General features: G+C 67.6%; 24 protein-coding genes. 2 read left to right on the top strand and 22 right to left on the bottom strand.

Annotated features, from left to right (window positions below; translation table 11 throughout):
* Positions 1–3: 3 nt before the first annotated feature.
* The 15 genes from BW991_RS17140 to BW991_RS17070 all read right to left on the bottom strand — a co-directional run bounded on the left by BW991_RS17140 (position 4) and on the right by BW991_RS17070 (position 13,789).
* The gene (locus BW991_RS17140; RefSeq protein ID WP_076603333.1) at positions 4–1,977 is read right to left on the bottom strand and encodes a heme lyase CcmF/NrfE family subunit; all 1,974 of its coding nucleotides are present in this window, start codon (positions 1,975–1,977) and stop codon (positions 4–6) included.
* Positions 1,974–2,420 carry a cytochrome c maturation protein CcmE gene (gene ccmE / locus BW991_RS17135; RefSeq protein ID WP_050414213.1) on the bottom strand — a complete coding sequence of 149 codons (447 nt, stop codon included), beginning with the start codon at positions 2,418–2,420 and terminating at the stop codon, positions 1,974–1,976. Before ccmE ends, BW991_RS17140 begins: the two co-directional genes overlap by 4 nt.
* Positions 2,417–2,629 (bottom strand): heme exporter protein CcmD, encoded by a 213-nt coding sequence (ccmD, locus tag BW991_RS17130; protein WP_076603332.1) that lies wholly within the window; start codon positions 2,627–2,629, stop codon positions 2,417–2,419. The genes ccmE and ccmD overlap by 4 nt, the downstream gene beginning before the upstream one ends.
* The gene (gene ccmC, locus BW991_RS17125; RefSeq protein WP_076603426.1) at positions 2,629–3,393 is read right to left on the bottom strand and encodes a heme ABC transporter permease CcmC; all 765 of its coding nucleotides are present in this window, start codon (positions 3,391–3,393) and stop codon (positions 2,629–2,631) included. The genes ccmD and ccmC overlap by 1 nt, the downstream gene beginning before the upstream one ends.
* A gap of 8 nt (positions 3,394–3,401) precedes the next feature.
* Positions 3,402–4,079: a heme exporter protein CcmB gene (ccmB, locus tag BW991_RS17120; RefSeq protein WP_076603331.1), complete on the bottom strand. Its 678-nt coding sequence runs from the start codon at positions 4,077–4,079 to the stop codon at positions 3,402–3,404.
* A complete protein-coding gene (gene ccmA, locus BW991_RS17115; protein ID WP_076603330.1) occupies positions 4,076–4,702 on the bottom strand; it encodes a cytochrome c biogenesis heme-transporting ATPase CcmA in 627 nt (208 codons plus the stop codon). Before ccmA ends, ccmB begins: the two co-directional genes overlap by 4 nt.
* A 114-nt stretch (positions 4,703–4,816) precedes the next feature.
* A complete protein-coding gene (locus BW991_RS17110; RefSeq protein ID WP_076603329.1) occupies positions 4,817–5,455 on the bottom strand; it encodes a NapC/NirT family cytochrome c in 639 nt (212 codons plus the stop codon).
* A gap of 30 nt (positions 5,456–5,485) precedes the next feature.
* Positions 5,486–5,938 (bottom strand): nitrate reductase cytochrome c-type subunit, encoded by a 453-nt coding sequence (locus BW991_RS17105; protein WP_076603328.1) that lies wholly within the window; start codon positions 5,936–5,938, stop codon positions 5,486–5,488.
* Positions 5,935–6,819, bottom strand: a complete 885-nt coding sequence (napH, locus tag BW991_RS17100) for a quinol dehydrogenase ferredoxin subunit NapH (RefSeq protein ID WP_076603327.1) — start codon at positions 6,817–6,819, stop codon at positions 5,935–5,937. The genes BW991_RS17105 and napH overlap by 4 nt, the downstream gene beginning before the upstream one ends.
* On the bottom strand, positions 6,816–7,667 hold the full coding sequence (gene napG, locus BW991_RS17095; RefSeq protein ID WP_088179631.1) for a ferredoxin-type protein NapG: 852 nt from the start codon (positions 7,665–7,667) through the stop codon (positions 6,816–6,818). Before napG ends, napH begins: the two co-directional genes overlap by 4 nt.
* Positions 7,668–7,695: 28 nt before the next feature.
* A complete protein-coding gene (gene napA / locus BW991_RS17090) occupies positions 7,696–10,248 on the bottom strand; it encodes a nitrate reductase catalytic subunit NapA (RefSeq protein ID WP_076603326.1) in 2,553 nt (850 codons plus the stop codon).
* A 1-nt stretch (position 10,249) separates the two neighbouring features.
* Entirely contained in the window at positions 10,250–10,573 is a 324-nt protein-coding gene (locus BW991_RS17085; RefSeq protein ID WP_076603325.1) for a chaperone NapD, read from the bottom strand.
* A complete protein-coding gene (napF, locus tag BW991_RS17080) occupies positions 10,570–11,070 on the bottom strand; it encodes a ferredoxin-type protein NapF (RefSeq protein WP_076603324.1) in 501 nt (166 codons plus the stop codon). Before napF ends, BW991_RS17085 begins: the two co-directional genes overlap by 4 nt.
* 119 nt (positions 11,071–11,189) lie before the next feature.
* A complete protein-coding gene (narL, locus tag BW991_RS17075) occupies positions 11,190–11,843 on the bottom strand; it encodes a two-component system response regulator NarL (RefSeq protein WP_076603323.1) in 654 nt (217 codons plus the stop codon).
* Positions 11,840–13,789 carry an ATP-binding protein gene (locus BW991_RS17070; RefSeq protein ID WP_076603322.1) on the bottom strand — a complete coding sequence of 650 codons (1,950 nt, stop codon included), beginning with the start codon at positions 13,787–13,789 and terminating at the stop codon, positions 11,840–11,842. The genes narL and BW991_RS17070 overlap by 4 nt, the downstream gene beginning before the upstream one ends.
* Positions 13,790–14,008: 219 nt before the next feature.
* On the opposite strand from BW991_RS17070, the gene BW991_RS17065 reads away from it, so the two are divergent.
* Positions 14,009–14,689 carry a Crp/Fnr family transcriptional regulator gene (locus BW991_RS17065; RefSeq protein ID WP_076603321.1) on the top strand — a complete coding sequence of 227 codons (681 nt, stop codon included), beginning with the start codon at positions 14,009–14,011 and terminating at the stop codon, positions 14,687–14,689.
* A 16-nt stretch (positions 14,690–14,705) separates the two neighbouring features.
* Here the strand turns inward: BW991_RS17065 and BW991_RS17060 are convergent, their stop codons facing one another.
* The 3 genes from BW991_RS17060 to BW991_RS17050 all read right to left on the bottom strand — a co-directional run bounded on the left by BW991_RS17060 (position 14,706) and on the right by BW991_RS17050 (position 17,060).
* Positions 14,706–16,109 carry an exonuclease domain-containing protein gene (locus BW991_RS17060; RefSeq protein ID WP_076603424.1) on the bottom strand — a complete coding sequence of 468 codons (1,404 nt, stop codon included), beginning with the start codon at positions 16,107–16,109 and terminating at the stop codon, positions 14,706–14,708.
* A 75-nt stretch (positions 16,110–16,184) separates the two neighbouring features.
* Entirely contained in the window at positions 16,185–16,373 is a 189-nt protein-coding gene (locus tag BW991_RS17055) for a DUF3460 family protein (protein ID WP_076603320.1), read from the bottom strand.
* A gap of 87 nt (positions 16,374–16,460) precedes the next feature.
* Positions 16,461–17,060 carry a LysE family translocator gene (locus BW991_RS17050; protein ID WP_076603319.1) on the bottom strand — a complete coding sequence of 200 codons (600 nt, stop codon included), beginning with the start codon at positions 17,058–17,060 and terminating at the stop codon, positions 16,461–16,463.
* 163 nt (positions 17,061–17,223) lie between these two features.
* Between BW991_RS17050 and BW991_RS17045 the strand changes: the two genes are divergently transcribed.
* Positions 17,224–18,657 carry an aminotransferase-like domain-containing protein gene (locus BW991_RS17045; protein ID WP_076603318.1) on the top strand — a complete coding sequence of 478 codons (1,434 nt, stop codon included), beginning with the start codon at positions 17,224–17,226 and terminating at the stop codon, positions 18,655–18,657.
* Between the two features lie 37 nt (positions 18,658–18,694).
* Here BW991_RS17045 and BW991_RS17040 read toward each other — a convergent pair whose 3' ends face one another.
* Genes BW991_RS17040 through gmk form a run of 4 tightly spaced genes read right to left on the bottom strand, consistent with a single transcriptional unit; the run spans position 18,695 to position 22,873 of the window.
* Positions 18,695–19,795, bottom strand: coding sequence for a CobW family GTP-binding protein (locus BW991_RS17040; protein WP_076603317.1), 1,101 nt, complete (start codon positions 19,793–19,795; stop codon positions 18,695–18,697).
* Between the two features lie 7 nt (positions 19,796–19,802).
* Complete coding sequence (locus BW991_RS17035; RefSeq protein ID WP_076603316.1) at positions 19,803–22,007, bottom strand: RelA/SpoT family protein; 2,205 nt, start codon at positions 22,005–22,007, stop codon at positions 19,803–19,805.
* A 32-nt stretch (positions 22,008–22,039) separates the two neighbouring features.
* Positions 22,040–22,255, bottom strand: a complete 216-nt coding sequence (gene rpoZ / locus BW991_RS17030) for a DNA-directed RNA polymerase subunit omega (protein WP_018989425.1) — start codon at positions 22,253–22,255, stop codon at positions 22,040–22,042.
* A 3-nt stretch (positions 22,256–22,258) separates the two neighbouring features.
* On the bottom strand, positions 22,259–22,873 hold the full coding sequence (gene gmk / locus BW991_RS17025; protein WP_076603315.1) for a guanylate kinase: 615 nt from the start codon (positions 22,871–22,873) through the stop codon (positions 22,259–22,261).
* Positions 22,874–23,002 lie beyond the last annotated feature (129 nt).

Raw genomic sequence — 23,002 nt, 5'->3', positions numbered from 1 at the left:
CTCTCAGGCAGCCTGGCGCGCCGCCCCCGCAGGGGCTTCGCGCTCGGCAAGACGGCGGTAACGGCGGTCGGAAGCAGCGAAGATGCCGCCCAGCGCCATCAACGAGCAGCCGAACCAGATCCAGCTGATGAACGGACGGTAGAACAGGCCCACGACCCAGGCACCGTCCTCGAGCTGGTCGCCGAGGTTCACGTACACGTCGCGGAGCGGTCCGATGTCGATCGACGCCTCGGTCATCGGCATGCCCTGGGCTTCGTAGAAGCGCTTCTCCGGCGTCAGCGTCGCAAACGTGACGCCCCCGCGACTGACGTCGAGCGTGGCTCGCGCCGCAGCGTAGTTCGGTCCGGGAGCGTCCGCGACGCCACGGAAGGTGAAGGTGTAGCCGGCAAGCTGTGCGGTGTCGCCGGACAGCATCTTTACCTGGATCTGGCTGTTGAGGCTGCCGACCAGCGTGACGCCGATGATGAACACGCCGATCCCCAGGTGCGCGAACCACATACCCCACCACGCGGAGGGAATGCCGCGCAGGCGGGCGCCCGTTCCGGCACCCTGACGGTCGGTGAGGCGCTGCCACAGGATCTGCACGCTGCCGATCAGGACCCACGCCGCAAGCGACAGGCCCAGGGCGGTGCGCCATGTGACGTGACCGATGGCAAAAGCGGCCCCGATGCCGAGGACGACGCTCGCAATCAGGCCCGGTGCGACCTTGCGCAGGACACGGTTGCCGTCGTCACCCTTCCAGCGGACGAAGGGGCCGATCATCATCAGCACGATCACCGGGGTCATCAGCGGCACGAACACGGTTTCGAAGTACGGAGGTCCGACCGAGATCTTGCCGAGGTTCAGCGCATCGATGAACAGGGGGTAGAGCGTACCGAGCAGCACCGAGCCGCTGGCGACGGACAACAGCACATTGTTGCCGAGCAGCGAGGCCTCGCGCGACACGAGGCCGAAGCTGCCGCCCCCGGCCAGGGTGGGCGCGCGCCAGGCGAACAACGTCAGCGAAACGCCGATCACGAGGACCAGCAGCGCCAGCACGAAGAGACCGCGAGCGGGATCGGTGGCGAACGCGTGCACCGAGGTCAGCACGCCCGAGCGGACGAGGAAGGTGCCCATCAGCGACAGCGAGAACGCGCCGATGGCGAGGAGCACGGTCCAGCTGCGGAAGGCGCCACGCTTCTCGGTTACCGCCAGCGAGTGCATCAGTGCGGTGCCCAGCAGCCACGGCATGAAGGAGGCGTTCTCGACCGGGTCCCAGAACCACCATCCGCCCCAGCCCAGTTCGTAGTAGGCCCAGCCCGAGCCGATGGCGATGCCGGCGGTGAGGAAAACCCACGCGACGGTCGTCCACGGCCGCGACCAGCGCGCCCAGGCGGCATCCATGCGGCCGGACAGCAGCGCGGCGATCGCGAAGGCAAAGGCGACCGAGAAGCCGACGTAGCCCATGTAGAGCAGCGGCGGGTGGATGATCATGCCCGGATCCTGCAGCAGCGGATTGAGGTCGCGACCGTCGGGCGCGCCGGGCAGGATGCGGTCGAACGGGTTGGACGTGACCAGCAGGAACAGCAGGAAGCCGGTGCTCACCAGGCCGAGCACGCCAAGCACGCGCGCCATGAAGATTTCGGGCAGGTTGCGGCTGAACACCGTCACGGCGACGGTCCACAGCGCGAGCGACATCGCCCACAGCAGCAGCGAGCCCTCGTGGTTGCCCCACACGCCGGTGATCTTGTAGATCAGCGGCGTCGCCGAGTGCGAGTTGCTGGCGGCAAGCTGCAGGGTGAAATCGCTGTTGATGAAGGACCAGGTGAGACAGCCGAACGAAAACACGATGAACAGGAACTGACCCTGTGCGGCGGCGCGACCGACGGTCATCAGTGCGAGTCGGTTGCGGCTCGCGCCGATGAGCGGCACCACGCCCTGCACGAGAGCGAGGATCAGCGCGAGGATCAGGGAGAAATGACCGAGTTCGGGAATCATTGTTTCACCGTCTTGGCGGTCTTCTGCGCCTGGTCGACCGCGTGCTGCGCTTCGGGCGGCATGTAGTTTTCGTCGTGCTTGGCGAGCACTTCGGAGGCGGTGAACTGGCCGTCCGGACCCATCTTGCCCTGCACGACCGCGCCCTTGCCCTCGCTGAAGAGATCAGGCAGCGAGCCCTTGTAGGTCACGGGAATGACCTTCGCGGTGTCGGTGATCGCGAACTGCACGGTCAGGCCGTCGGCCGCGCGCTTGATCGAGCCGGGCTCGACCAGACCGCCGATGCGGAAGGTGCGACCGCTCGGCGCCTTGCCTTCGGCGACTTCGGTGGGGGTATGGAAGAACACGAGGTTCTCCTGGAAGGCGGTGAGCACGAGGGCCACCGCCCCGATCAGCAGTGCGACGGCGCCGCCGAGCAGCATCAGCCGTTTGCTACGGGGTTTCATTCAACGATCTCCTCAAAAGCACGGCGCCCGCCCGCGCCGGCCGCATTGGCCCGGCGCAGGCGCAACAGGCGCCGTACGGTATCCCTACGACGACGCACGACAAGGATCAGTTCCCCGACCACGAGCAACAGCGTCACGCCGTAACTGCCCCACACGAAGGCGGCGAAGCCACCCATGTCCCAGAAGGCACTCCAGGATTCCCACTGCATCAGATCTTGCCCTCCAGCGCGTTCAGTTCGGCCGCGACCCACTCGGTATGACGCTCGCGTTCGAGGATCAGCGAACGCACGCGCCACAGCGCGACCGCGATGGTGTAGGCCCACGCGGCGAGCGCCATGACCAGCATCCCGGTGAGCATGGTCGTCGCCATCGAGGGCGCCTTGTCGAGACTGACGGAAGCCCCCTGGTGCAGGGTGTTCCACCACTTCACCGAGAAATAGATGATCGGGACGTTGACCGCGCCGACGAGCGCGATGATCGCCCCGGCCTTGTCTGCGCGGCGCGGGTCTTCGATCGCACGGGTGAGCGCCATGAATCCCAGATACAGGAAAAGGAGCAGCAACTGGGAAGTCAGGCGCGCGTCCCATACCCAGTAGGCCCCCCAGGTCGGCTTGCCCCACAGTGCGCCGGTCCACAGCGCGACAAAGCAGAACATGGCGCCGGTGGGCGCGAGCGCCTGCGACATGATGAAGGACAAGCGGGTGTTCATGACCAGGCCGACGAAGGACCAGAAGGCCATGATCATATAGACGAACATCGACATCCAGGCTGCAGCGACGTGGATGTAGATGACGCGATAGACGTCGCCCTGGATGGCGTCGGTCGGCGCGACGAAGAAACCCAGCCATAGGCCGACCGCCGCGAGGATCGCAGCGATGCCGGCGAACCATGGGGCGATCCTGCCGGCCAGCGGGTAGAACATCTGGGGAGCAGCGAAGCGGAAAAGGCTCTTGCTGCGTTCGGGTTTTTGCATGTCTTTCATCACTCAACCGCAATTCGGAGGGCCGCGGCACAGGCCAGCGGCGCCAGCGCCAGGGAACCCAACAGACCGCCACCTAATAGCAAAAGATGTGCCTGGGCGCCGGAGCCGGACAGGTAAGCGTCGACTGCGCCGGCACCGAAGATCAGCACCGGCACGAACAGGGGCAGCACCAGCAGCGCGAGCAACATGCCGCCGCCGCGCAGGCCCAGCGTCAGCGCGGCACCGACCGCGCCCAGCAGCGCGAGGATCGGGGTCCCGAGCGCCAACGATAGGACCAGCACCCCCAGCGCACCTTGCTCCACGTCAAACAGCAGGGCCAGGCCCGGCGCGACGATCACGAGCGGCAGGCCGGTGGCGATCCAGTGAGCGCAGATCTTGGCGACGACCCACAGGACGGTAGGCTCGGGCGTGAGCAGGAGCTGTTCGAGCGTGCCGTCGGCGTGGTCCTGGGCGAACAGGCGATGCAGCGACAGCAGCGTGGACAGCAGCGCGGCCACCCACAGCACGCCCGGCGCGATGGCGCGCAGCTGGTTGGGCTCGGCGCCGACCCCGAAGGGGAACAGGCACACGACGACGACGAAGAACGCCAGCGTGACGAGGACGTCGGCGCGACCGCGCCATGCAAGCAGAAGATCGCGGCCGAGGACCGCGGCGAAGGGACCCAGGGCGCGGCTCAACAGGCTACCTCGGCAAGATCGAGCACCGTCGGGGCCTTGGCGAAGGGTGCATCCTGGTGAGTGGTGAGCACCACCATGCCGCCGGCGGCGCAATGTTCGGAAAGGGTGGCCGTCAGGTCGGCCACGGCAGCGACGTCGAGCGCAGTGAAAGGCTCATCCAGGATCCACAGCTTGCGGTCGGCCTCGAGGAACAGGCGGGCCAGCCCGACGCGCCGGCGCTGGCCCTGCGACAGGACGCGGGCAGGCAGGTCGAGCTGCTGGGCGAGGCCGATGCGCACGAGGGCGTCGATGCACGCATCCTCGTCGACCTTGTCGCCCCCCGAGGAGCAGGCGAAGCGCAGGTTTTCGAGCGGCGAGAGGAGGTCGTTGAGCGCCGGCGCATGTCCGAGGTACAGCAGGGAACGATGGAAGCTTTCGCGGTCACGGTTGATCGGGACGTCGTTCCAGCGGATTTCGCCGCTCTCGGGCATCGCGAGGCCGCACAGGATGCGCAGCAGGCTGGTCTTGCCGTATCCGTTCGGGCCGGCGACGCGCAGCAGGTCCCCCGGAGCGACCCGCAGGGAAAGGCCACGGAACAGCGGGCGGTCACCCTTCACACAGGCGAGATCATTAGCATAAAGCATGGGCGTGGATTTAACCACAGACGCGACCGATGCGGGAGCCCCGGAAAAGGGAAAAACCGCGATTTCACCAGTGGATAGGTGAAATCGCGGCGGGACCGGCGAGGAGCGGGAATTTCAGTCCTGCTTGGGCGGAACCGGCGGGTGGAACACCTCGGGCGCGACGCTTTCGCGCGTGGCGCCGATATCCTGCTCGATCGGCGGCAGGGAGTGCGCGATGCCCTTGTGGCAATCGATGCAGGTCTTGCCCTCGGCGAGCCCGCTCTGGTGCGCCTTGTTGGAGCGTCGGCCCTGCACGGAGTAGTCGAAGTACTCGTAGTTGTGGCAGTTGCGGCACTCCTGCGAGTTGTTCTTCTTCATGCGGCGCCATTCGTTCTGGGCGAGCTGGACGCGCTTGGCGTTGAACTTCTCGGGCGTGTCGATCGAGCCGAGCAGGTGATGGAAGACTTCGTTGGATGCCTGGATTTTGCGGATGATCTTGGGGATCCACTCCTTGGGCACGTGGCAGTCCGGGCAGGTGGCGCGCACGCCGGTGCGGTTCTGGTAGTGGATGGTGTTGCGGTACTCCTTGAAGACGTTTTCCTTCATCTCGTGGCAGCCGATGCAGAAAGCTTCGCGGTTGGTGAGTTCCAGCACCGTGTTGAAGCCGCCCCAGAAGATGATGCCGGCGACGAAGGCAATGCCGACGACGCCAAAGGCGAGGCGACGCAGGCGCTGCCACAGGCTGCCCTTCGCGTTGTTGTTGTCCTGGGTCATGTTGGTTCCCTGTCCATTAGGCGTCGAGGATCAGCGCAGGCCCTCGGCGCGTTTGAAGTTATTGTCGACCAGCGGCTTGGCGTCGGTCTGGGGGATGTGGCACTGCAGGCAGAAGTAGCGGCGCGGGGAGATGTTCGAGAGCTCGCCGCCGTCGCGGTCCTTGAAGTGGGTGAGGCTGACCTTGGTCGCGTTGAACTCCTGGTAGCGGCTCCACGCGTGGCAGTCCATGCACTTGTTGAAGTTCTTCGTGACTTCGTAGCCTTCGACCTTGTGCGGGATCAGAGGCGGCTGCTGCACGTAGTCGCGCGCGATGGCCGGCCCGTCGGGCCGGATGTGCGCCGCCGGCGTGGCCGGCTCGGCCGCATCGACCGGTGCGCCGCGCAGACTCTGCACCTGCTGGGCGAAGGCGGCCTGTCCGCCGAAGGTACCGAAACTCACGGCGGCAACGAGCGCCAGCGTCAGGTTACGGGTCTGTTTTTTCATGACTCGCTCCTATCAAATCGGGTCGTGATTCGAAAAACGTTCCTGCCGCATACATCGACGCAGCGGCCACAGTTGGTGCAGTTGCGGTCGAGGATGACGGGATGGTCCTGGCCGGCCGCCTTGAGGGCGGGACGGATGACCTGGGGTTCGGGACATACGGCAAAGCAGTCCATGCAGTCGTCGCAGGCGCTGCGGTGCGCGGCGCTGACGCGCATGAGCGCGGTGCCGCCGAGCAGGCTGTAGAACGCGCCCATCGGGCAGATGTGGCCGCACCAGCCGCGCGTGGCGATGAGCAGGTCGTAGACGAAGACGCCGCCGACGATGCCCCACGCGAGACCGAAGCCGAAGATGAGGCCGCGGTGCAGCATCGACACCGGATTGACCCATTCCCACGCGAGACTGCCGGTCGCGAAGGCGGCGAGCAGCATGAAGCCGAGCAGCCAGTAGCGCGTGTCGCCCGAGGGGATCTTGCCGCCCTTGAGACCGAGGCGCCGGCGCAGCCATGCGGCGGCGTCGGTGACGAGGTTCATCGGGCACACCCACGAGCAGAACACGCGCCCGCCGACGATGAGGTAGAAGGCGACGACGATGGCGGCGCCGATCAGGGCCTCCTTGTACGGGAGCGTTCCGGCCGCGAGCGACTGGGCGAGCAGGAAGGGATCGGTGAGCGGCAGCATGTCGAGCGTGAGGCTGGACGAGAGGTTGCCCTTGACGATCCACAGCCCGAACCACGGGCCGGCGAGGAACAGCGCGAGGAGGCCGAGCTGCGACAGGCGGCGCAGGACGAGCCACTTGTGCGCACCCAGCCAGCCCTTGCTGGCGATCGCGTCGGCGCCGACGCGCGGGCGCACGGCTTTCGACGTGGCGGCGACGGCGCTCATGGCTTCCACCCCGAGTCGAGGCCGCTGCCCGGCCGGGCCGGCGTGGCGGGCCCGGGCAATACGCGCGTGTCGCCGTAGGACTTGCCTTCGAGGCCGCGCACCGGCAGTTCGATCTGCTCGCCGATCAGCGACTGGCCGGCGGCTTCCTTCTCTTCCCAGCCCTTGCGGTAGTGCTCGGCCTTCGAGCCCTGCGCGAGCTTGACCGGCAACACCTTGATCGCGGCTTCGCCCGGCAGCACGCAGGATTTCTCGCACTTGCCGCAGCCGGTGCAGTAGTCCGAATGCACGGTGGGCAGCAGCATCGCGTGGCGGTCGGAGCGGGGATTGTGCTGACGCTCCAGCGTGATCGCCTTGTCGATGACCGGGCACACGCGATAGCAGACGTCGCAGCGCAGGCCGAGGAAGTTGAGGCAGGTTTCGTGATCGATCAGCACCGCGAGGCCCATGCGGGCCTTGCCGATGTCGGCGAGGCCGCGGTCGAGCGCACCGGTCGGGCACGCCGCGACGCACGGGATGTCCTCGCACATCTCGCACGGAATCTGGCGTGCGTTGAAGTACGGGGTGCCGGTCGCGACGCCGTCACCGAGCTCTGCGAGCTTGAGCGTGTCGTAGGGACAGTCGCGCACGCACAGACCGCAGCGCACGCAGGCGGCGAGGAAATCGCTTTCCGCGAGCGCGCCGGGCGGGCGCAGTGCCGTCGCGGGCAGAGCGCTGGCCTGCTTCGCGTACAGGCCGACGCCGAGCGACAGCAGGCAGGCGCCGCCCGCGACCCCCGCCGCTTCCCGGAGGAAGCGGCGGCGGGGCGAGGGGCCTCCCTGGCCGACCGGCTTGTCCTGCATGTCACCCATGATCGCGACTCCGGGCCCTGGTCCGCGCTCAGACCTTGAGCACCTTGACGGCGCACTTCTTGAAGTCCGTTTCCTTCGAGATCGGGCAGGTGGCGTCGAGCGTGAGCTTGTTCACCAGGCGCCCTTCGTCGAAGAACGGGATGAAGATGAGGCCGACGGGCGGCTTGTTGCGGCCGCGGGTTTCCAGGCGTGCAGTGATCTCGCCGCGACGCGAAACGACTTTGACCATCATGCCGCGCTGCAGGCCGCGCTTGGTGGCATCGTCCGGGTGCATGAAGATCTGCGCCTCGGGTACCGAGCGGTGCAGCTCGGGGACGCGGCGCGTCATCGTGCCGGTGTGCCAGTGCTCGAGCACGCGGCCCGTGCACAGCCACATGTCGTAATCCTTGTCCGGCATCTCCGGCGGATCCTGGTAGGGCAGTGCGAAGATCACCGCCTTGCCGTCCTTGTGGCCGTAGAACTTCACGCCCTCGCCGGTCTTGACGTAGGGGTCGTAGCCTTCGCGGAAGCGCCACAGGGTTTCCTTGCCTTCGACGACCGGCCAGCGCAGGCCACGCGCCTTGTGGTACATCGCGAAGTCGGCGAGGTCGTGGCCGTGGCCGCGGCCGAACTGGGCGTATTCCTCGAACAGGCCCTTTTGCAGGTAGAAGCCGAGTTCCTTGGACTCGTCGTTCATGTAGCCGGGGATCGCGTGCGCGTTCGTCTTCTCGACGTCGGCGAGCGGGAACTTGTTGACCGTGCCGTTCTTGTACAGGATGTCGAACAGGGTCTTGCCCTTGTACTCGGGTTTCTTGGCGATGAGCTCGGCGGGCCACACGTCCTCGACCTTGAAGCGCTTCGAGAATTCGAGCAGCTGCCACAGGTCGGACTTGGCCTGCCCCGGCGCCGCCACCTGCTGGCGCCAGAACTGGGTGCGGCGTTCGGCGTTGCCGAAAGCGCCTTCCTTCTCCGCCCACATCGCCGCGGGCAGGATCAGGTCGGCCGACAGCGCGGACACGGTCGGATAGCAGTCCGACACGACGATGAAGGCCTCGGGGTTGCGCCAGCCGGGGTAGATCTCGCCGTTGATGTTCGGGCCGGCCTGCATGTTGTTGGTGGTGCTGGTCCAGTAGCACTTGAGCTTGCCGTCCTTGAGCGCGCGGCTCTGGGCGACGGCGTGGTAGCCGATCTTCTCGGGAATGGTGCCCTCGGGCAGCTGCCAGATCTTCTCGGTGATCGCACGGTGCATCGGGTTGGTGACGACCATGTCGGCCGGCAGGCGATGCGAGAAGGTGCCGACCTCGCGCGCGGTGCCGCAGGCGGAGGGCTGGCCGGTGAGCGAGAACGGGCTGTTGCCGGGCTCGGAGATCTTGCCCGTCAGCAGGTGCACGTTGTAGATCATGTTGTTCACCCACGTGCCGCGGGTGTGCTGGTTGAAGCCCATGGTCCAGAACGACACGACCTTCTTGTTCGGGTCCGCGTAGAGCTTGGCCATGCGCTCGAGGCGATCGACAGGGACGCCGGAGAGCTTCGACACTTTCTCCGCCGTGTATTCGGACACGAACTTGGCGAATTCCTCGAAAGTGATGTCGGCCGCCGCGCCGGTGTTGCCCTTGGGCTTGCCGTCGGCGCCGGGGTAGCCGTTGTTGGTGGCGTTGGCTTCGAGGGCGTGGTTGGGGCGCAGGCCGAAGCCGATGTCGGTTTCGCCCTTCTTGAAGTTGACCCGCGTCTTGACGAACTCGGTGTTAACTTTCTTGTTCTGGATGATGTAGTTGCAGATGTAGTTCAGGATCGCCAGATCGGTGTTCGGCACGAAGATCATGCCGTTGTCGGCGAGCTCGAAGGAACGGTGCTCGAAGGTCGACAGCACGTGCACCTCGCTGCCTTCCTTGGACAGGCGGCGGTCGGTGATGCGCGACCACAGGATGGGGTGCATTTCGGCCATGTTCGAGCCCCACAGCACGAAGCCGTCGGCGTTCTCGATGTCGTCGTAGCAGCCCATCGGCTCGTCGATGCCGAAGGTGCGCATGAAGCCCGCGACCGCGGAGGCCATGCAGTGGCGGGCGTTGGGATCGAGGTTGTTGCTGCGGAAGCCGGCCTTGTGCAGCTTGGACGCGGCGTAACCTTCCCAGATGGTCCATTGGCCGGAGCCGAACATGCCGACGGAGTCGGCGCCGTGCTGCTTGATCGCGGCCTTCCATTTCTCGGCCATGATGTCGAAGGCCTGGTCCCAGCTGACCGGGGCGAACTCGCCGTTCTTGTCGTACTTGCCGTTCTTCATGCGCAGCAGGGGCTTCGTGAGCCGGTCGTTGCCGTACATGATCTTCGACAGGAAGTAGCCCTTGATGCAGTTGAGGCCGCGGTTCACGGGCGAGTCGGGGTCGCCCTGGGTGGCGACGACGCGACCGTTCTGCACGCCGACCAGCACCGAGCAGCCGGTGCCGCAGAAGCGGCAGGCGGCCTTGTCCCAGCGCACCTTCGTGGAGGCGGTGCCGGCGGGCTGGGCCTGCGCCTCGGCCACCACCGGGATGCCGATGCCGGCGGTCGCCGCGGCGGCCGCGATGGCATTGGTCTTGATGAATTCGCGTCTATCCATGGTCATTTCAAGCCTCCTTGTCCTGAGCGCTGCCGATTCGGTCCGCCGCGAGCGGCAGGCCCGGGATCGGTTCCGGGTGTTCCAATTCGTGTTCCAAACCTTCATCCGTGTATTCGTAGGCCAGCGTCACGCCGAGTACGTGCGGGGCGAGGTTCACGGCCAGCAGGGAGTCGGTCATTGCGTAGCCCTCGCCGTCCTCGACGGTGACGATCACGCGCCCGAGTTCGGCACTGGCGCCGTGCAGCTCGACGCCCGGAATCTTCAGCAGCACGTCCTTCAGGGCGTCGATGTGCTCCGGGCTGACCCGCACGACGAGACTTGCGATCTTCATACAGACATCTCCACTTCATTCTTCATTGCGATGGCGCCGGTCGGACAGGGTGCCTGGCAGCCGCCGCAGCCGGTGCAGCGTGCAGCATCGAACAGGGGCTGCGCGACACCGCCGCGGCTGGGACGGAAGCGGATCGCCGCTTCGCCGCACACTTCGCCGCACACGCGGCATTCGACGCCGCGGTGCGCGAGGCAGGTGTCGCCGATCGCCGCCTTGAGCTGCCACGGCGCTGCCGCGTCATCGGCCCGCCGCAGGGCTTGCGCCTTGCAGGCCGCGACGCAGTCACCGCAGAAGCTGCATTCGCCGCGGCTGAAATCGACAACCGGATAGCCGCCGGGGGCAGCGACCAGAATCGCGGGCGGACATGCCTTCAGGCAGTCGCCGCAGCGCGTGCACTGATCCTCGAACGCGCCTTCGGGAATCGCCCAGGGCGGGCGCTGCACGTCGGGATCGAACCGGAAGCGACCTCTGAGAAAACCGCGGCGTGAAGTCGACATGACGTGAGCGCAATACCCTGAAACATCCATGGTTTTCATTGGACACGCGGCCGCGTGGCCGAACCTTGACTGCAGTCAAGATGAGAATGGCTCCTATCGGAGCCTTCCAGGCGACCGGATCAGCGTTCGCTGCGCATGTGTTCGACGGCCCACACGGCCGCCTCGACGCGCGAACGGAAATTGAGCTTGCGCAGCAAGTGCTTGACGTGCACCTTCACGGTGCCCTCGGCGATGTCGAGTTCGCGGGCGATCTGCTTGTTCGACAGACCGCCCGCGATGCACTCGAGGATGCCCTGCTCGCGCTCGGTGAGTCCGGCCGCCGACGCGCTCTCGGGGCGCTTGTCGTTGCGCAGGGCGGCGGCCAGCAGGTGCGTGAGTGCCTCGGAGACGACGATGCGCCCGGCGGCGGCCGCGCGCAGGGCCTCCACCATCTCCTCGGGCTCCATGTCCTTCAGGAGGTAACCGTCCGCTCCGGCACGCAGTGCCGCGACGAGGTCGTCGGCGGCGTCCGAGACGGTGACCATCACGACGCGGGTATCGAGATCGGCCTGCTTCACGAAGCGCAGCACTTCGATTCCCGACATTTCCTTCATGTTGAGGTCGAGCAGCAGCAGGTCGGGGCGCAGGTGCAGGATCTGGCGGATGCCCTCCTTGCCGTCCGCGGCTTCGGCCACGAGCTCGAAACCGGGGACAGTGCGCAGCAGCTGGATCAGTCCCTTGCGAAACAGCGGGTGGTCGTCGACGATGATGATGCGTTGCGGGGTGTCGCTCATTGGCCTTCCTGGGCGATGGGTATCGGGGCGCCGATCTGTGGCGGTTCGGGCTTGAAGTGCACGACGATGCGCGTGCCGCCGCCCGGACGGTCCTGCACCTCGAACGAGCCGCCAAGACCGCGCGCCCGCTCGGCCATGATCGTAAGGCCGAAATGCTGTGCCGCGACCTGCGTGTCGGCCTCCACGCCGCAACCGTCGTCCTCGATGACGACGGCGATCTCGCCGTCCGGCGCGGACGTGAGCGCGACGCGGATGGTGGTCGCCTGCGCATGGCGCACCGCATTGGACAGCGCCTCGCGGACGATGTGCAGGACGTGGATTTCCTGGTTCGGGTTGAGGTGTCGCCCTGCCAGCTCGAGATCGAGTCCGATCGGCAACCCGCTGCGCAAGGCGAACTCGGTCACGGTATTGCCGAGCAGGCGCGCGAAGTCGCCCTCGATGCGCAGGCGGAAGGTGGCCAGCAGTTCGCGCAACTGGCGGTAGGCCACGTTGATGCCTTCGCGCAGATCGGCGAGCATGGTGCGGGCATCGTCGCGTGCCTGCGGCCCCGCCAGCGCCGAGGACAGCAGGCTCACCTGGATCTTCATGAAGGAGAGCGACTGCGCGAGCGAATCGTGCAGCTCGCGGGCGATGATGGAGCGCTCTTCCTGCAGCGCGAGGAGGCGGTCGCGTTCGCTCTGGCGCGAGATGCCGAGCGCGATGCCCATGTGACGCGACACCGCCTCGAGCAGGTCGCGCTCCCACTCCTCCAGGCGCTGGCCCGGCGGCAGCGCGAGGCGCAGCATCCCGTAATGGCGCTCGGCATCGCGCAGCGGCACCGTCAGCACGTCGACGTCGCCCTCGCGGTGATAGCTCCACGGCGCGGCGCGACCGGAACAGCGGGCGCAATCCCCTCCGCCCGTGGGGCGTTCCGCGCACTCGCCCATGGTCGACGCGATCGCCGCGGCCGGCCCGCCGTGTTTGGGCTCGATGCAGATGAAACTCCCCGTGAGGCCGAGAGTCTCCTCGAGGTCCTGCAAGGTTTCGGAATAGGACTCGCTGCTGGCGGGCGCGTGATAGAGGCGCGCGATGACGTAGTACAGGAGTTCGAGCGCGCGGTTGCTGCGCGTGAGGGCCGCCGTCTTCCTCTCGACGCGCGCCTCGAGGTCGCGGTAGGCCACCGACAGCTCGTCGGCCATCGCATTGAAGGCGTCGCCGACCCGCCCCAGTTCGTCGCGCCCGGTGTGGCGGCTGCGCGCGGCGAAGTCGCCGTGGGCGATGCGTGCCGCACAGCTGCGCAGGTCCGTCAGCGGCGCGAGCACGCGCCGGCGCAGCACGAACAGCGCCGCTGCGATGACGGACACGAGCAGCGCCAGCGCTGCGCCCAGCATCGTGCGGAGTTGCCCGATGCGCGACTCGGCCTCGTGCTCCAGCACCGCGACCAGGGTGTTGATCTCCTCGGCGAACGCATCGACATCCGCCAGCAACGCGCGGTAGTGCGCCGTCGCGCGCGGATCCTCCGCCGATGCGGCGGGAAGCTGCAACACGAGGGGCCGGATGCGCGTCGTCCAGCCGGCCTCGACGCCACGAAAGATCGATGCGAAGACACTGCTCGGCTGGCGCTCCAGCACGCTGGCGATGACAGGACTGTCCAGTGCCGCCTCGAACTGGGCGACCGCGTTGCGGACCGCGTCCTCATCCGCCGCCCCGGTGCCACGCGCGACCGCGAGGCCGCCGGCCCGATGGGCGAGCCGGCGCAGGCTTCCCGCGACGTTGACCGCGCTGGCGCTGCCCTGCACCGATTCGACGATGACCACCGACACACCGATGCCGGCGACCCCGATCAATGCGACCGCGAAGAACGCCAGCAGCAGCAACAGCAGCACGGCGCGACCGACGATCATGCGCCAGATGCGCAGCGCCAGTCCGCGCAATCCGCGCTCCTGCGGAGCGGCCGCTGGATTCATGGGAGATACCTCCATATACCCCGATCCGTAACCGGATATTACCCGGTCGAAAAAACTCCATGAAAATCCGACACTTTCCTCTTACCACCAATACCTCTGAAGTGGTAGTCGACGGCAGAGTGAGGCATATGCCACTAGGATCATCAGGTTTTCTGCATCTACACTTGCGGAAGAATGTCGGCCCGACCCCGCATCATGACGCCCAGGGAGCTTCCTGCCATGAACACGATCCAGGTCCAGACCGTTCAGATCCTCGCCCGCATCGAGCCCTTCGATCGACTCGATACGGCCGCGCTGGGGCGACTCGCCCACGGCGTGCGCTCGCAGCGCGTATCACGCGGCGAGATGCTCATGCATCGCGGAGCGGAGCCCGGCGGCATGTACCTCGTGCTCGAAGGCGAAATCAAATTATTCCTGATCTCCAGCGCGGGCGCGGAAAAGGTCGTGCGGCTCGCCGGTCCGGTCGACACCTTCTGCGAAGAGAACATCTTCAGCGACAGCTGTCAGAGCCTCGCGGCACAGGCCACGCGCAACAGTATCGTGCTGCACGTCCAGCGCAGCGCGCTGCAGGCGGCAATGGCGGCGCAGCCGGCCTTCGCGATGGCTTTGATGGCGCGGCTTTCCGAGCGCATGCGCGAACTGGTCGACGGGATGGAGCAATGCACGCAGCGCAGCAGCACGCAGCGCGTCGCGCACTACCTCGTGCAGCATGCCGGCAGCGAGGACGGCGAGGTGCATCTTCCATGCGACAAACAGACGATCGCGTCGCAACTCAACCTGACGCCCGAAACCTTCTCGCGGGTGCTGAACCGGCTGCGGCGCGACGGCTTCATCGTACCGCGCGGACGCCGCGCGATCACCCTCACGAACCGCCTGCAGCTCGAGCGCATCGCCGCCTGACCGCGGGTGGGCCGCTTCAGGCGGCGAGCGGCGTCACGCGGTCGCGGTTGCCGTCCGCGGCAAGCCAGCGCACCAGAATGCGGTAGATGTCCATGTCGAAGCGGCGCGGCGGCTGTTCCGCGCGCAAGGCTTCGAGCGCCTGCGCGCTGTCGGCGGAGCCCAGCAGGCACCAGCGGTCGAACACGTGCCAGGCCTCGCTGCCGCTGTGCGGGCAGCGCTCCGCGATGATCACCGCGCCCGCCCACGGCCATGGGCGCAGCTTCACCGCCCCGAGCGCGCCGAGCAGGCGCTCGTCGTGCGCCGCGATGCTCTCCTTGCCGGCGCACACCCCCGCGCAGCGTTTCGCAGCATGGGCCGAACAGGGTCCGTCCTTGCCCGCTTCCAGCCCCAGACGCCTGAGACACAGCTGGTAGGCCTGCGCGAGTTCGCGCAGCAGGTTGTCGGCTTCCTTCTTCGTGCGGAAGGTACCATGCACGTCGCCCCATGCCGCCGGGTCGCTCCCGGCAAGCGGCACGCGTTCGAGGATGGGGGGACGCTTGCGGCCCGGCACATACTGCAGGCCGAAGACGTCCGGGCCGCCCGCGGCGCGGTTGTACTGCGGGCAGCGGCGGCGCAGGAACTCCGTCTCGCGCAGCGTCGCGGTCAGCTCGCCGGCGCACTCCTCCCAGTCGACGCGGCGCACGCGCTGCGCGAGCTCCGCGTCCTTGCCCTTCACGCCGGGCGCGAAGTGTTCCATGACGCGCGCGCGCAGGCAGGCGCTGCGGCCGAGGTAGAGCAACTGGTCGTTGTCGCCGTAGAGGTAATACAGGCCCGGCGACTCGGGCAGCCCCTCGAGCACGCCCTCGGGCAGCTCGGCCGCGCGCGCGGGGCGCTTCATCGCGCGCTCGACGGCGCGCGCGAGCACGTCGGGCGCGAAGGAATCGGTGACGAGGCGGGCGAACTGCCACAGCACCTCGGTGTCGCCCATCGCGCGGTGGCGCGCGCCGCAGGTGAAGCCGTGGCGCTCGATCAGCGCGTCGAGGCCGTGGCGGTGATGCTCGGGGTACAGCGCGCGCGACAGCTTCACGGTGCATAGCACCGGCGCATCGAAGGTCTGCTCGATGCGCGCGAATTCGCTGCGGATGAAGCCGTAGTCGAAGCGCGCGTTGTGCGCGACGAACACGGCGCCGCCGAGACGGGCGCGCACCTCGTCGGCGACCGCCGCGAAGGTCGGCGCATCGGCCACCATCGCGTCGGTGATGCCGACCAGCCGCTGGATCAGCGGCGGAATCGGGCATTCGGGATTGACCAGGGTCTCCCAGCGCTCGACCAGCTCGCCGCGCTCGATGCGCAGCACGGCGATCTCCGTGACGCGGTCGCGCAACGGATTCGCGCCGGTGGTTTCGACGTCGATCAGGACCAGTGAGTCAGGCAGCGACACGCAGGCGAGGGACAGGGCGGATTCCCGCAGGACGGGACGCACGCGGCGCGGACGGACGCGTGCGCGGCGGACGAATCAGTGGTTAGTGTCGTAGTAGTAGCCCTTCACCGGCACGCTCGACTCGTCGTAGCGCGCCTGGGTCGCCACATCCTGCGGCTTGTCCCACCACAGGGCACGGCCCTTCTTCTGCTCGTCGAGTTCCTTCGGGTGCTTTTCCAGCCACTCGCGCATGAACTTGGTGTGCTCCGATTCGTACATCGCCATCTATTCTCTCCCGGTACAAGGCGACGCATTGTAGACGCCCCGGACGGCGACCGCCAATGCGCGCGCGCAAAACGGGATTCCTTCGCTTTACTTCGACACCAGTTCGTCGATCAGGATCCACGCCGCGGTCGCCCCGAGCAAGGCGGCCATCGTCCAGTTGAAGGCGCGCAGCGCGACGGCGCTCTTCAGGAACACGCCCATGCGGTCGCCCGCGAGCGCCCACAGCGCGATGCACGGCAGGTTGACGACGGCGCACCACCACGCGAGTTCCGCCGCCGCCTGCCAGCCGCTGCCACGTGGCAGGAACAGGATCGCCACGTTGAGCACCATCATCCACGCCTTGGGATTGACCCACTGGAACAGCGCGGCGCCGAAGAAACCCAGCGGACGCGCCTGGCCGCGCGATGCCGGCTCGCCGGCGCGCGCCTGGCGCCACGCGAGCCACAGCAGGTAGGCACAGCCGGCGATCACGAGCGGCACCCGCAGCGCCTCGAGCCACACCATGATCCACGCCAGCAGGCTCGCGACGAGCACCACCTGCACGCCGTGGCCGATGCTCACGCCCAGCATGTGCGGCAGGGTCCGGCGGAAGCCGAAATTGACGCCGCTCGCGGCGAGCATGAGGTTGTTCGGTCCGGGCGTGACGGACATCGTGACCACGTAGGTCATCAGGGGCAGATCGAACATGGCGCCTCCTCCGGGCTGAGTTTCACGCCATCAAGGATAGGGATTCACGCTCGACGGTTACAGCTCCAGAGAACGTCGCATATACTGGATACAGTTGCCCGCAAGCACGACTGTACCCGTCATTCACGGCACAGACTGCACCCATCGCCCCCGGAGGCCCGACATGCTCGACGACAGCCAGCCGCTCTATCAGTCCCTCGCACTGGAGCTGCGTCACGCGATGACGGACGGGCGCCTCGCCAGCGGCGAACGCCTGCCCTCGGTGCGCGAGGCGGCGAAGAGCCGCGGACTGAGCATCAACACCGTGCTCGCGGCCTACCGCCAGCTCGAGGCGCACGGCCTGATCGAGGCGCGGCCGCAGTCGGGCTATTTCGTGCGCTCGCGCCTGCCGACGCCCGCGGCCCCGCGCTTCGCGCCCGCCAGCACGCAGGCGAAATCCGCGCAGGCCGAAGTCCTCGACCAGATCAGCCGCGTCGTCGCCGCGCAGGCGAATCCCGACACCATCGACCTCTCGCTCGCCTGCCCCAAGGGCAGCACCTTCTATCCCGGCGAGCGCCTCGGGCGGCTCGTCTCGGATCTCGCACGGCGGCGGCCGGAGCTGCTGTCCGACTACAGCCTGCCGCCCGGATCGCTGCTGCTGCGGCGCGAGATCTGCCGCCATGCGCAGGACCTGGCGATGACGCTGGCACCCGAGGACATCATCCTCACCAACGGCTGCATGGAGGCGCTGCAGTTCGCCTTGCGCACGGTGACGCGCCCCGGCGACACGATCGCGCTGGAGTCGCCGACCTACTTCAACCTGATCCCGCTCGCCGAGCGCCTGGGGCTGAAGACCATCGAGGTGCCGACGCACCCCGAGACCGGCATGTCGCTCGATGCGCTGGAGCTGCTGCTGTCGGAGAAGCGCGTGCAGGCGGTCGTGGCCATGCCCAACGTGCACAATCCGCTCGGCACCAGCATGCCGGTCGAAGGCAAGCGGCGGCTGGCCGAACTCGCGAACGAGTACCGCGTGCCGGTGATCGAGGACGCGCTGTACGCCGAGCTGCAGTACGCGACGCCGCTGCAGCCGGCCGCGAAGGCCTTCGACCGCGACGGCTGGGTGATCGTGTGCGCGTCCTACACGAAAACGCTGGCGCCGGGCTTCCGCGTCGGCTGGATGGAAGGCGGACGCTTCCGGCGCGAACTCAACGACCTCAAGTTCTGTTCGTCGGTGTCGCAGCCCGCGCTGCTGTGCGAGGCGCTCGGCGTATTCCTCGAAAACGGCGGCTACGCGCAGCACCTGCGCCGCCTGCGGCGCACCTACGCCGGGCAGGTCGAACGCCTGCGCGGACTGATCGACAGCGCCTTCCCCGCCGGCACGCAGGCCACGCGGCCGACCGGCGGCTTCCTGCTGTGGGTGCAGTTGCCCGCGGGCTGCGACTCGAACCGCCTGTTCGACACCGCGCTCGCGCGCGGCATCAGCATCACGCCTGGGCAGCTGTTCTCGCCCGGCGGGCGCTACACGCGGCACCTGCGGCTGTCGGGCTGCTATCCGTTCTCGGACCGCCACGTGCACGCGCTGATGACGCTCGGGGAGCTTGCGACGCAGCAGCGGTGAGCGCCCTCCGAGCGCAGGTGGCGCTTGCGGGAGCGCACTACGCCGGCATCTGGCCGCAGAAACTCGACAGGATGTTCACGACCTCGTCGCGCGGCAGGTCGCGCACGATGAACACGAGGCGGCTCCGGCGGTCGTCGTAGGGCGGGCCTTCGGGCCACGCGGGCAGGCTGCTGGTCGGATAGGCGACGTGCTGCACGCACTGCACGACGCGCGGCAGCGGATCGCCGGCGACGTTGAGCAGGCCCTTGATGCGCAGGATGCGCGCGCCATACACCTGCAGGATCAGGCCGAGGCCATCGGAGAAGCCCAGCCAGTCGAGCGGCTCGTCGAAGCGCAGCACGTAGCTCGTGACATGGTCGTCATGACGCGCCTCGTGACCCGGCACGGCGGCGGACTTCGCCCCCGGCCTGCGCCATGCCGGCGCCGCGGCCGCCTGCGCGCGCACGCGCTCGTCGCCGAGCCAGCGCGCGACGTCGGGGATCTTGCCCGCCGGGTCGTACAGGCCGCAGCCCGACACCGCCGACACCGGCACCTCGCCGCGGAACACCTCGATCTGCTGCGCGCCCGGGTTCAGCGTCGCGAGCCGCGCCGCGAGCGCCGCGCGCTGGTCCGCGCTGGCGAGGTCGCATTTGGTCAGCAGCAGGCGGTCGGCCATCGCCGCCTGGCGCACGGCCTCGCGGTGATGGTCGAGCTGACCCTGCCCGTGCGTCGCGTCCACCGCGGTGATCACGCCGTCGCAGCGGTAGCGCTCGGCGATGAAGGGCTCCTGCATCAGGGTGTAGATGACCGGCGCCGGGTCGGCCAGTCCGGTCGTCTCGACCAGCACGCGCTCGAGGCCGGGAATCTCGCGCCGCAGCGCGCGCATGAAGAGGTTCTTCAGCGCCTTCACGAGGTCGCCCTGCACGCTGCAGCACACGCAGCCGGAGTCGAGCACGACGAGCGTCTCGTCGACCTTGTCGACGAGGTGGTGATCGACCGCGACCTCGCCGAACTCGTTGATCAGCACCGCGGCGCGCGCCATCGCGGGCTCGCGCAGCAGATGGTTGAGCAGCGTCGTCTTGCCGGCGCCGAGAAAGCCGGTCAGCAGCGTGACGGGGATGCGGCGGTCGCCGCCGGCGCCGGAGTGCGGCTCGGACATACCGGTCTCAGACGCGCACGTCGCTCTTCATGCGCGCGATGCGCACGACTTCCGGCACGCGCCGCACGCCGCGCATCACGTGCGCGAGATGCATGCGGTCGCGCACCTGCACGGTCAGGTTCATCGCCGTGTACAGGCCGCCCTGCTCGTTGTCCATCGACACGTTCTGGATGTTGCAATCGGCGTCGGCGATCGCGCTGGCGACGCGCGCGAGCACCCCGCGCACGTTCTTGGTCAGGACGCGGATGGTGACGTCGAACAGGCGGTCCTCGCCGGCCTCCCATTCGACATCCACCCAGCGTCCGCGGTCGCCGCGCACCTTCGAGACGACCTGACAGTCGTGCAGGTGCACTTCCAGCCCTTGGCCCTTGCGGATCACGCCGATGATCGGGTCGCCCGGGATCGGCTGGCAGCAGCGCGCGAGCTGCACCGCGATGCCCTCGCTGCCGCGGATCAGGATCGCGCCGGCGGGCTTGGGCTTGATGACGTCCGGACGGCCGGATTCGAGGTCCTGCGCCTGCGCGAGGCGGCGCGCGACGATGACCGGCAGGCGCCGGCCCAGCCCGATGTCGGCGAAGACTTCCTTCTTCGAGCGCATGCTGCGGTCGCGCAGGAAGCGCTCCCACGCGAAGGTGCTGATCTGGCCCAGCGTGAGGCCGTGGGGACGCAGGGCCTGGTTGAGCAGGCGCTCGCCCAGCGTCACGGATTCCTCCTGCTGCGCGCCCTTGAGGAAATGCCGGATCTGCGCGCGCGCCTTGCCGGTGCGCACGTACGCGAGCCACGCCGGGTTGGGGTTGGCGTGCGCGGCGGTGATGATCTCGATCTGGTCGCCGTTCCTGAGCTCGGTGCGCAGCGGCATCAGGTCGCCGTTGATGCGGCAGGCGACGCAGCGGTTGCCGATGTCGGTATGCACGGCGTACGCGAAGTCGACCGGCGTGGAGCCCTTGAGCAGCGACAGGATGCGGCCCTTGGGCGTGAACACGTACACCTCGCCCGGGAACAGGTCGATCTTCACATGCTCGAGGAATTCGGTCGCCTCGCCCGAGGTCGATTGCAGCTCCAGCAGCGACTGCAGCCACGAGTGGGTCTTCTGCTGCAGCTCGGTGAGCGTCTTCTCGTCTTCCTTGTACAACCAGTGCGAGGCGACGCCGCTCTCGGCGATGTGGTGCATCTCGGCGGTGCGGATCTGCACCTCGACCGGCGTGCCGAAGGGGCCGATCAGCGTCGTGTGCAGCGACTGGTAGCCGTTCGCCTTGGGAATCGCGATGTAGTCCTTGAACTTACCCGGCACCGGCTTGAACATCGAATGCAGCGCGCCGATCGCGAGGTAGCAGCTCGGCACGTCGCGCACGATGACGCGGAAGCCGTAGATATCCAGCACCTGCGAGAAGGACAGGTGCTTCTCGGCCATCTTGCGATAGATCGAGAAGAGATGCTTCTCGCGACCGCGCACCTCGGCGGCGATGTTCCACTGCGGCAGGCGTTCCTCGATCGACTGCAGCACCTTGCCGACGACCTCGCGCCGGTTGCCGCGCGCCGCCTTGATCGCGCGCGACAGCACGCGGTAGCGCATCGGGAACTTGTGTTCGAACGACAGTTCCTGCAGTTCGCGATAGAGGTTGTTGAGACCCAGGCGATTGGCGATCGGCGCGTAGATCTCCAGCGTCTCGCTGGCGATGCGCCGCCGCTTGGCGGGACGCACGCAATGCAGCGTGCGCATGTTGTGCATGCGGTCGGCGAGCTTGATCAGGATCACGCGCAGGTCGCTCGCCATCGCCAGCAGCATCTTGCGGAAGTTCTCGGCCTGCGCCTCTTCCTGCGAGCGGAATTCGATCTTGTCGAGCTTGGAGAGGCCATCGACCAGCTCGGCGGTGGTCTTGCCGAAACGCTCGGCGATCTCCTGCTTGGAGATGTGGGTGTCCTCCATGACGTCATGGAGGAGCGCGGCCATCAGCGCCTGCGGGTCGAGGTGCCAGTCGGCGACGATGTCGGCGACCGCGACCGGATGCGAGATGTAGGGGTCGCCGCTGATGCGGAACTGCCCCTCGTGGGCACTCGCGGCAAAATGGTAGGCCGCCTCGACGCGGCCGACGTCCTCCGCCTTCAGGTAGGTCGCGAGCTTCGCCTTGAGCTCGGCGAAGTCGAGCGACAGCACGCTCGACGCGGGAGGACGGAAAGGTTCGGGGGCGGGAATCGCAGCGGCGGCTTCCATGACGGAACGACTCCCGGCTCCCCGCGCGGGGATCAGGCCTGCCCGCGATTGAGGACTTCCAGGCCGACCTTGCCGGCGGCGATCTCGCGCAGGGCGATCACGGTCGGCTTGTCCTTGTCGCTCTTGTCGATCTCGACCTGCGGGGTCGAACCGATGGTGATCTGGCGCGCGCGATAGGTCGCGGCCAGGGTCAGCTGGAAGCGGTTGGGGATTCGTTTGAGGCAATCCTCGATGGTGACACGAGCCATTTTTCAGTCCTGTTCAAGAAAATCGAAATACTGCTGGTGCCGCAGGCGCTGCCGGCCGTAGCGCAGCCGCGACGCACGCACCACCGCCACGAGATCATCGATGGCGTTTTGCAGGTCGTCATTCAGTATAACGTAGTCGAATTCCGCCACATGCCGCATCTCGCCGCGCGCGCCCAGCAGCCGGCGTGCGATCACGTCCTCGCTGTCGGTGCCGCGCCCGCGCAGGCGCGACTCCAGCGCATCCACCGAGGGCGGCAGCACGAACACCCCGACGGCGTCGGAAAAGCTGCGGCGCACCTGCTGCGCGCCCTGCCAGTCGATCTCGAGCAGGATGTCGCGGCCGGTGGCGATCTGCTCCTTCAACCAGACCCTGGAAGTCGCATAGTAGTTTCCGTGCACCTCGGCCCATTCGAGAAACTCGCCGCGGTCGCGCAGGGTGCGGAAGGTCTCGACGTCCACGAAATGGTATTCGCGCCCATCCTGCTCGCCGGGGCGCGGCGCGCGCGTGGTGTAGGACACCGACAGGTGCATCTGCGGGTCGCGTTCGAGCAGCCCCCGCACGAGAGTCGTCTTGCCGGCGCCGGAGGGCGCAGTGATGATGATCAGGGTACCGGGCATATGTGCGCGCCGCATTCCGTTGCGTGCGGCGCCTCCGTGGTTCGCAGGTTGATCCGTCGCCGGCATCGGCCGGCCCCGCACTCGGGCGGAACCCCGATTGTGCCAGCCGGCACGCGGCGACGCCAAACC

The organism is Aromatoleum tolulyticum (assembly GCF_900156155.1).
GTDB classification, from domain to species: Bacteria; Pseudomonadota; Gammaproteobacteria; order Burkholderiales; family Rhodocyclaceae; genus Aromatoleum; species Aromatoleum tolulyticum.
This window is presented reverse-complemented; position numbering and strand designations above follow the sequence as displayed.